The organism is Gluconacetobacter tumulicola, assembly GCF_014174215.1.
GTDB lineage: Bacteria > Pseudomonadota > Alphaproteobacteria > Acetobacterales > Acetobacteraceae > Gluconacetobacter > Gluconacetobacter tumulicola.
In genome coordinates, this window is sequence record NZ_JABEQL010000050.1 from 1 (window position 1) to 10071 (window position 10071).

At 49.9% G+C, this 10071-nt stretch carries 8 protein-coding genes and 2 pseudogenes; all 10 read right to left on the reverse strand.

Features of this window, described 5'->3' with window-relative positions; translation table 11 throughout:
- Positions 1 to 5: 5 nt before the first annotated feature.
- A complete protein-coding gene (gene tnpA / locus HLH29_RS18935) occupies positions 6 to 377 on the reverse strand; it encodes an IS66-like element accessory protein TnpA (protein WP_182968929.1) in 372 nt (123 codons plus the stop codon).
- Positions 378 to 448: 71 nt separating this feature from the next.
- Positions 449 to 850: pseudogene (locus HLH29_RS18940) on the reverse strand (transposase); the annotation flags it as partial.
- Between the two features lie 130 nt (positions 851 to 980).
- Positions 981 to 2099 (reverse strand): hypothetical protein, encoded by a 1119-nt coding sequence (locus HLH29_RS18945; RefSeq protein ID WP_182968930.1) that lies wholly within the window; start codon positions 2097 to 2099, stop codon positions 981 to 983.
- An 11-nt stretch (positions 2100 to 2110) separates the two neighbouring features.
- Positions 2111 to 3937, reverse strand: coding sequence for a glycosyltransferase family 4 protein (locus HLH29_RS18950; RefSeq protein ID WP_182968931.1), 1827 nt, complete (start codon positions 3935 to 3937; stop codon positions 2111 to 2113).
- A 5-nt stretch (positions 3938 to 3942) separates the two neighbouring features.
- On the reverse strand, positions 3943 to 5076 hold the full coding sequence (locus HLH29_RS18955) for a glycosyltransferase (RefSeq protein WP_182968932.1): 1134 nt from the start codon (positions 5074 to 5076) through the stop codon (positions 3943 to 3945).
- A 42-nt stretch (positions 5077 to 5118) separates the two neighbouring features.
- Positions 5119 to 6759 (reverse strand): hypothetical protein, encoded by a 1641-nt coding sequence (locus HLH29_RS18960; RefSeq protein ID WP_182968933.1) that lies wholly within the window; start codon positions 6757 to 6759, stop codon positions 5119 to 5121.
- Positions 6760 to 6978: 219 nt separating this feature from the next.
- Positions 6979 to 7839: a WcbI family polysaccharide biosynthesis putative acetyltransferase gene (locus HLH29_RS18965; protein WP_182968934.1), complete on the reverse strand. Its 861-nt coding sequence runs from the start codon at positions 7837 to 7839 to the stop codon at positions 6979 to 6981.
- A gap of 460 nt (positions 7840 to 8299) precedes the next feature.
- Positions 8300 to 8668 (reverse strand): annotated as a pseudogene (locus HLH29_RS20105) (transposase); the annotation flags it as partial.
- Positions 8669 to 8712: 44 nt separating this feature from the next.
- Positions 8713 to 9447 carry a DUF6492 family protein gene (locus HLH29_RS18975; RefSeq protein ID WP_182968935.1) on the reverse strand — a complete coding sequence of 245 codons (735 nt, stop codon included), beginning with the start codon at positions 9445 to 9447 and terminating at the stop codon, positions 8713 to 8715.
- Positions 9448 to 9738: 291 nt separating this feature from the next.
- Positions 9739 to 10071 (reverse strand): hypothetical protein (locus HLH29_RS19495; RefSeq protein WP_220791603.1); only part of this gene is annotated, 333 nt, incomplete at its 5' end.

A 10071-nucleotide genomic window follows, 5' to 3' on the forward strand; every position in this document is an offset into this window, starting at 1 on the left:
GCCGATCATGCCATCTCCGCGATCCGGATGATCCGCGCCAGCAAGGCGTCTGGGGGATCGCCCGTAACGCCGATCGACCGGCCATTGCGCAGCAGGATGTCCACCCGGTCATCACCCATCGCACCAGAAAACCCCGATTGGACGTCCTGGTCGTCCACGCGCTCCACTGGAAGAAAACGGATCCCATCATCAATGCCAGAAGGATGCCGACGCAGCCAGCTCCGCCATTGGTAGAGATGCTGCCGCGTGATGTCGTAACGACGGGCCACATCCGACACCGTCGCGCCGCCTACCCCAACTTCCGCGAGAATCCGTAGCTTCTGTTCGGCAGACCAGCGGCGGCGGCGCTCCGCGCCCACCAGAATCTCCTGCCGCATCCTCACCTCCCAAACAACGTCAATAACGACGTCGTTAACGACGTGAACTTACCAATCACCCAATCCGATCATAAGGCGGCCATGAGCGGCCGGTTACTGTAATGGTAGGTGGACGGATCGACTTCCAGAACCCGGCAGGCACGCCGGATCGAGGATGTCCCAGCGCCCACGCACCGCGTCGACCAGCTTGCGCTTGCGAGCAGGCCTCAGATTTTTCGGCGGATCACCTCCTGCAGCATCTCCCGATCCAGCGACAGATCCGCCACCAGCTTGCGCAACTTGGTATTTTCATTCTCAAGCAGCTTCAGTCGCCGCATCTCCGTCGGCAGCAGACCGTCATATTTCTTCTTCCAGTTGAAGTATGTCGCCTGGCTGATTCCAGCCTTCCGACAAATCTCCGCCATGGGTATGCCGTCAGCCCCTTGCTTCAGAATGAACGCCTTCTGTGCATCCGAAAATTTCGATGCCTTCATCGCTTTCCGCTCCTTTCAGCCAGAGAAAAGACGCACGGAAAACTCTAACCAAAAACGATCCAGTTTGTCGGAGGCAGATCAATACATTCACCCAAGACTCTACTTTCAGCCAGATGAATTCCAGACCTGGCTAATTTTTGACACGACGTATTTCTATGGAATGCAAAGCATAACCTAGGCTTCGTGGATCATTGGCGCTCGCGGTAACCGTTGGACAAACGACCTCAATAAGAAGATGACGGATGGAAAATGTATTAAAGACAATCGATCTTCCGTCGTCATTAGACGAAAACTCAGCCCTATCCCCATTTACATAGATCTCCCTGATGCGCACGGCATCAGAGGCATAAAATCCTACTCTTAGCGTAACTTCATACTTGGATTTAGCCGGCACCCCCACATAGATTTTGCTGTTGGCGCTTCCCACAGACCACCGCCAAGAAAAGCCCTCCGATTGCTCGACACTCCCGATATTTTGAGTGCCGGTGATATTAAACGCGTCGATCGTCCATTTTTCCGGCCATGCCGCGCCAAGCCTGCCAGAAAACGGCCGGAGATTAGATTGCATAAGATTTGGCGCTGATAATGGAATCGAAGATAGTATTCGCTGAAAGAACGGACCAATCCAATATGGGTCCAGATAACCAATTGCAACCCGCTCACAATCGAAGCGTTCCGAACTGCCATCCCCTTGCTCACTGAGCAAAAACGAATAGCCGACTTCATTTTGGAGGAAATCTAAAGCCGGAATTAATGCGTTATAATTGGACGATGCGCGAAGAACGATCACGGGCTTGTCGCGCAAAAGGGATGCTTCTGCAGACTTAAGGACAGAAGGAGTTGCCGACATTTCTCCAAGAACGATCAAGTTCACATGCCTTAGCCCACTGAGAAAATACTCCAGGGATCGGCCATCATGACGACGGGTCTGGCAGGCGTCGGAAGCACAAAATGGATCGATATCGTATATTTCCTCGACGTCCCGTTCGGCAAGGAATCCTTCCAGACCAGCGACAGCGGAACGCGGCGCATGAACTGTAAGCTGCTGATCATGTAGCCAATTGAGATGGTTTAGAGTTGAGGCAAGCCTCGTCTGTGGCTCATTGAGCCCAAGCGCCGAATCAGAATAAAACGCGCTAACGAGCTGATCAATCTCTAAGCAAACCCCGCAATTTTTTAGCAGAAGAGGGAGATAAGTGACAAGCTCCCACCAACTAATTGTGATAAAGCGATTATCACGCGACATCATCGTGGCTGCTCTCACTCGTAAATTTCATGATACGGCGAACCGGGGGGACTTATTATATTTGACGCTTTTATTGCCAGAATCGAATATTGGAGAGGCTGCCGCCCCTTGTAGGCACCCTCTAATATTTCCGGCGATAAATTTTCCATATCAAGAGTCTTGAATCCATATTGTTCTAGAAGCTCAGACACGTCGAAAGGTCTTGGTGCCTCGTCCTCACGAGATTGATCCTCGTCTATTATGTTCAAGAGCAAAATCGCTCCAAAGGGCAGAATTTTTGCGATAGTCTTAAGAATGTCAGGATATTTCAGCGTGAATTCTCTGCCGCCCAAAAGCACAAGTAGGGCATTATAATATCGGTACTTTTCATTTCGTTCGTCGTGTAAATAGACATTCTCCCAATCAAAACTGGCCTTGACGAGCGACACTTCAAATTCTCCGCCCCCGATTATGCCCAGATTGTCGCCGGGATGTGGAAGCGGAAGCATGAGCGACCGCCACCATAGGTTGTGCCCCGTTGTTGCTTCTCTTGATAGACGAGAAGCGGTCGCTTCAACCTTTCGCCGGGCTGTTTTGGGCAATCGACGAACACGGTGTACAGGTGCGCATACAGGAGGTGTCTTGGCATTCTTGGAAAAGGTCTTATCAATAGCCAGAAGATACCCGTCAATAAAGGTCGAAAGTCTTAGCTGCTGAGCCGCAAATTTTCGAGCATTAACCTCCAGACGTTTGCGCCGTTCCGAAGAGCACACGATCGGAACAATTTTATCGAGCAGCCCTTCTCTTGTCATTTCATTGACAGCCACTTTAACAGCGCAGGTGTCGGGCAACTCGCTAAATGTCCCAATGTCCGTGACGACAATACAGCATCCCATACCCAAGCCATTGGCAAGAGAACCGGAAGACTCGCCCAATGTCGGATAGCGCAAATTCACCAAAATATCACAGGCCGCTAGATACTCCATCAGCAAGTTATCGGGCACGTAGCCACGCGCGATTACGTGGGCCTCAAGACCAAGCCGCCTAACGTGAAAATGCAGATCAAAGTCGTCGGGAGACACCTGCCCCGCAACGACGAGTACTACTGGCCGGCCTTCCGAGACGAGAACGCTTAGCGCCTCGAGCGTCAGATCGACGCGCTTGTGTCTGGTTACAAAGCCAAGAGAAAGCAAAATTATCTTGTCTGATGGGAGGTCCAGACGTACGCGCGCCCTTCGGCGGGCCGTCTCACGATCTTCCGCCATCGGATCGACACGATCCTGATAGGGATGTGGAAGATGATATATCGGCCGATCATATCCGGCAGCGGCAACACGTAACATTCCAGTCAATGAATGTGTAACAATGCCACGGGAGCGTCGCACGAACGCCGGTACAAACCCGAGTTCACTATGGACGATCGGTGATTGCCACCCCCATTTCGTTACGTCCTCTGCAATAAGCTTTCCTGCGCTACCATAGGCATCGAACATCAGATCGCTATAGAGGCTGCCGGCGGGGCCGCCTGGCAGCGCAAGCCCTAGCATATGTTGAAGCCCCATATCATGGATTGTTACCAGACCAGGTACCCGTGATAATGTTGGCAGCATGTAAGGATGGTCGAGGTTGTTACCGATCTGATAAATATGGGCGCATGACTGAAAAGCTGCACGACGATGCTCATATTCTGCCAGCTTTAACGGCTGATAATCCGTTGTATTAGGAAGCGTCGCATCATTTGCCACTACAGCAAAGAGATCATAGTGCTTGGCCAATGGTGCCATCAAACAATCGCAATAATCGGCAATGCCGTTACGAGTCGGGGGGAGTGGCGAAAATAAGACTAGTGGCTCTTTACTCATCGGACTCAACACGTTTCCAAGTTGCGACTGGAGGCGGCATCAAGTAAGCCACGGAAACCACTAAGTTGTTTTCTTATATAGTTATTGAATACTTCTCGTGAGGCATCTCTCAAATTGGCAAGAGATCGCTCCGTCGACACTTCGGCAAGACAGTCGAGAAGAGCAGTCATGTCGGCACAAAGATGAAAATGGTATCGGCTGGGAATTCCACACATGCCGTCCCTTGTAGTAATCAAAGGCAAGCCAAACGAAAGCGCTTCCACAGTCTTAATCTTCAGCCCCGTCCCACTGATGTTGATATTCATTATAATATCAACATCGCGATAGAAGTCGGAGGCTTCTTTAATGAAACCTCGCAGGTGGAAACCTGGCAGATCGGGGCGAATCCGATTGCTGATATTACCAGCAATATGAAACTCGAAATTGTTCGCGATGCTAGGGCGGTCAGCGAGGCACTTGAGAAAGACCTCCAGTGATATGCGATTACTGGGGTTGTCACTGGCAATATAGCCGACTCTTATTTTTCTCGATATCTTGCGAACCGGCAAGAAATTTTGGGGAAGAATGTGCCCGACCGTAAAGATGCGGCCCGAAAAACGTTCAGAGAGAACCGCCGCTTCGACGTCTTGAATCGCAATGACACTGTCTGCGCGGGACAGACCTCTAGCCTCTTCTTCAGGCGAACAGAAAAACCAAGCTGGCGCCACGCCCTGCTCTTGCAAAACCTCGTGACGGCCGCCAAATAAATCATGAGTGTCTATGACACTATATGTCTCCGGCAATATTCCATCCGCAACACGCGACATCCACACATAATTTATTATGGCAATATCAAATTGCCATATGGACTGCAGCTGTTTTATATATTCAGGCAATTCATCGCCGCAATAATCGTCGATGCCATACCCATCAAAGCGGGTCTGCGCCTTTGATATATTGGGAGAAACGAAGTGGAAACTATCCCACCTGTCTTCCATCGCCTTCCTTTGGTCTGGATGGATCCCCTCCATACCATAATATACGAAATGCACGTAATATCCGTGATATTGAAGTAACTCACAAATCCGGGATATCCGTGCAGAATTCCCTTGATTGACGGGATTCGAGGGGATTGGTGATACGACAAGCGCGTGCATCATCAATGATGTCCGGCGGGCTTTATGGAGAACCAATATTCCACCTTAAACATCTCCATCAGTGATAAACTCGATGCCCCCCAAGGCGATGCTTAAAGATCTCAGGTCACCTCCCTCAGGGACAGAGGACTGAGCAGTCAGTCTCAACAGAACAACCCGCCCTTCAACGCCCTCCAAATGCACTGCGGCACTCCAAGCCTGACCATCGCGCGTAAATTCAGTAGACTTGATATTGCCATTAACACAAGTAACGCTGAAAGTTCTTTCGGCGCGTTCCGAGTAAATCATCGGCCCATATATAATAATCTTGCCGCGCTCAGTTTCCATTGGAACGCTGACGACTCCATCACCGCTCATCCAACGGAACGGCTCTCCACTTGCTGCCTTCTCAAGGTGATGGAAACCGGCCAAGCAATACGTCAAATCATTGTTAGATGTATACCATTCACGGACTATACTCGTGGAAAAAACACTTATATTTTCAACCCCTAATGATAGTCCGTTAGAAGGTTTTCCTTCTTTGGTCAATTGGTCAACCTCGGAGCGTATACGCAGAGAAAGGAGGCCGTCAGATGTGATGAACTGGCGCGGCACCAAGCCTACCGCGCTCCACGATCCATCTGCACTATCCTGAAACCGCGCCATCTCGAGATTTTTGTTTTCGACAGAGAAAAGGCAGTCTTCCACCGCTTTGGGAGATGCAGCCCCAACTCCTTCCACTAAAAATATGACGTCTTCTTCGGGGCTAATTTCAAAGGCCACAAATGCCTGACGACCAAACCACCGAACCCGATTGGTTTCAGTCCAGCCATAGCCGATAAAAGGCATCCCGCTCCGGAAGTGGGCTTGCCGTTCGTAAGCCGGGGCGATCGCCTCAAAATGGTTAACTGGCATTGCCCGCCACAGCGCCATCATTTGACGCTCAAGTGCCGTGCGCTGCAAACCCACAATCGCATCCACGCGCGGAACTATGACGCGCAAGTATTGATCGATAAGGCCTGAAACAATCGAGTTTTGCTCGCTATTAACCTTTGCCGTTACAGCTTCCAGCTGTTCTTCCACCAACATTAAACGTCGTGCGAATTCCTCGCCGAATGCAATGGATATAAAGACGGGAGCGCCTGTCAATTGAGTGGCTGATCCCTCAATACCAACCGATATGATCGCGCCCCGATCATCCAAGACATCTAAAGGCAAACCCAATTTGAAAGGCATCGCCTCAATGAGGCGATTTTCGGTATTGTCGATATCGTATTTTCGATTCGGCTCAGCGTTGAGCTTCGTTCGAGCGATCACACGCCCGCGCATAGACGCACAAATTGTCAGCGGCAACGCATCTGGATTGATATTCGTTAACGCGCCGACCAAAAAACCCGCGGTTACTGAAACGTGACCATCGGCAACAGTGAGAGCTTGCGCAACTTCTTCCTGAGTGCGCAATATCAGGCTGCTGGAAATCTCACAATCAAGGCCGACAAATCGACCGCGGATTGTAACCGGAGCCTCAAGCAGCATATCTGTGGGCATTTTTAATCTGAAAAATGACTCACCATTAGCTGCAACTCGGGTGATTGAAACAAGGCCGAGGCTGAGACCATTTGCAGACAATTCGAGGCCGAACTGTACGACGCCGGCGATCCTGCCATAAATTACGCCTCGAAACGCGCTCTCGATGGAGACGACCACCTCCGCGGGTCCTGGTGACGTCTGATCCATCATTATTTCCGACACGGCCAACTCCCGGGACAATTAAGTCATCTCTGAACGACAAAAAAACGCGTCCGTATGGTGATTAGCTCTTCAATCTCACACATGCAACATTGCGATACAAGCCATTCCACCACATCACCGCTGAGACCGATAGAATAGAATCAAGCTCCTGACTTTCCATTGAGAAAATAGAAGTCAAGCCTGCAATTCCCTAAAACCCGGAACAGTGTCATAAAACCTGTAGAAAACGTTCACCAGATCCTCCAGGTCCTCATACACCCTTGTAGACGAGGTGTCAGGTGAGTTTGTATAATCCAATCTATCGATACCGACAAAACTTCCCTCAGCGAGATTATCGAGGCCGTAATGCCTGCGGACGGCCGAATACACCGGCACGTTTACTTTTGAAAGTGTGTAGGGATGACTTGGTGGATTGTCAAAATTCAGCCCAATCCCACGCAACATTCTCCGAACCATTTCAAATAATAAGACATTGACAGGATGATTAGGTGTATAAAATAACTTTCTTCCTTTCCCATATTCTTCGATACAGTCCGAAATCTTTATATCGACATCTTTTTCACGGCGCCGCAATTCAGCGAGGGACGCCTCGATAGGATTAGGGAAAATAGATGTAAAATTCTCAACGCTGTAACAGGAGAGGCACTCGGCAACGCTGGCACCCCTCAGATAAGCGGTCCTGACGGTTTTCATGTGATAATCGCCAAGCGGGCCGACAACTTTTCCAATTCCGCCAAGATACAAATATTCAATATCAGGGGAATAGCCTGCGTGATAGATATTCGGCCATATCAGCACATTTGGGAACATGCTACGAAGGCTGGCCGCCCTTAGAAAAGGAGGATTGTAGTCTGCACTAACCCTCTGGGCGAATATAACATCCACCTTACCAAGGATGTCTAGCGTCCGATCCTTATCGGCATCACTCATTTCAAAGACCGGTGGCAACCCCAGAATTTTACAATCGGTATGCATCGCTATGATCGCTTCAATTGCCTGCGCTTGGCAATTCCCTATTACCGCAATAGTGGGCATAAAAAGGGCTTCCTTTTGTTCGGAGGGGTTTACGAATATCGCCTAGATTTGTTACGCAGACCGCTTCTTATGGTTGCTGATCGCCCCCCGTTGTCGGGAGGCACGTATAATATGCCTTGTCAGGTGCGGTCCACCCCCGTAGCTGCTGACCTGATTGGCGACGAGAGATCGTGCTGTGTAGGGATGATCTGGTTCGCTACACAGATTGCCCTTCCCCCCAGCACTGAATAAGCGAAGCTGAATGGGTCCCCTGCTCTACGGGCCAACCGAGACAATCGAACGCTGAGTCGCGCAGATGTCGGAACTTCTGGCACTGGCGGGCCGACCGTGCAAAACCTCGTCCAATTCGCATATTCCACCTTCGAAGGACGGTTCGGTCAGGGCCGAAGCAAAGCACGTTTCGTACAGGAACAGGCTATCGGCATCAAAGAATGCCTGTCAGGCATTTCCTGCGTGAGCCCACACCGATCCCGCGGGCATACATCGAGATGATCCGCTCGTCGCAGTTCGCGAAGCGCCGCCGGTAGCGGGCGATCAACCACGAATCGAACGTGCCGGCTCAGTGACGCGGAATGTCCCGCGTCACCGGGCCGGTATCCATCCGCACGGTTTTCTGGCTGCAGCCCTAGCGGCAGTTCGTCGAGTCGCCTCAGGCCCCACCGTCCAGATGGTAGCCCGACTCGGCATTGAGCAGCCGCTTCGCCAGCGCCTTCTTCATACCCCCCCCCCCCCCCAGAAAGGTATCTGCGTCCGCCATGGTGCAGACCACCCGACGTCCCCCAGTGGCAATGGGTCTCCATCTCGGGCAAAACGATCCCGCCAAGATCACGCCAACTCCGCAGCGCTGCTGCCGAGGACGTGCTGATGATTATATCAAGACTCAAAATACAAACGTTTCACCGGTCTCAATCCTAGTGAAGACATAAATACGGCGTAGTCTAAATATTGTTGCTCATCTAGCGTGCCAATAATTGTTCTGTGAATTGCCATCACTGCCGGATCAAGACCTTTGGCCCATTTCATCCAGGCCGCCACGTCTGGATTGGACGAATAATTCATAAACCACATCGTAATATTCAAATTATTCCAGTCGGCGTAAAATTCCGTGGGGTCAATCCCCTTATATCTAAGGTAAGTAGAGTACAGCATAAATTCCGACTGCACACTATCCCGACAAAATATTTCGGAGAAATTTTTTCCATATCTCTCCTCTACACTGCGAACCAGACTGCGGGCAATTCCAGAATGAATTATAAACGGAGTCATTATTCCCATTACTAGATCTCCCTCCTTAAGAGGAGGAATCGAAAACATATTCGAATAATTTGCATTTAACTCAAGATGTATACCCCCGCTCAAAGGTTCTATCTTTGCAGTCGGTTTTCCATTCCGAAAAAAATCGTTCGCTTCTAACGGGCGGACAAAGAAATTCTTCGAGTCCAAACAAACATAAAAACTATCATCCGAAAAATTTCGGGCAATTAGTAATTTTGCGACCTGCTGTAAAGTGTATGACGGCGCATCAAATGCAGTAAGATCATCTATTGGAACAATTTTTACCTTGTCTTTAATGTCAAAAAGTATGGAATCTACAATATCCTCCACCATTCAAAGACAAAAATCATAGTCCTTATTTATTATGATAGTGTATGATTTAATTTGATCTGGTTGAATAAAATTTTTTATAGAAAAAGCTTGGGCCTCAAGTAGGTCAATCTCACCCTTATATGCAACTACGACAAAATTTATAGGCTGCATTATACTTCTCTCACTTTGAAATCGAATCTGTTATTGACTATAGTGAATTCCGCTGTGAAACCCAATGGATGCCACTTTTAAGCTGGTGAGATCTGCCCGGTTGATCCTTCCTTCAGTTCAAGCGACCGCCAGAACAATCCGCTATTGCTGAGCCTGTGGAAAGGTGGGCGAAGCACCTGCTTCATCCATATCCTTACAGGCGTCACTTCTGCGCCGCAGCTTGCTGTCCAGACATTCATCGGAAGCGATAACCCAATGCCTGATGCAAACGTGTCCAATTATAGCGGGCGAACCGACCGGAAGGAAATACCAGCTTTTGCCTCCCGTTCGTTGGCATAGCACCTTCAGGTAAATGCCCTCGTGTTTAGAGCGGAATTCGACCTGAGTGAATTTTTTGGGGTACCCAAGCGGGCGTATTTGTGATTCAACATGATGGCCGGATGGGAGGCCGGCGGTCATGTCGAAAGCTCTGTC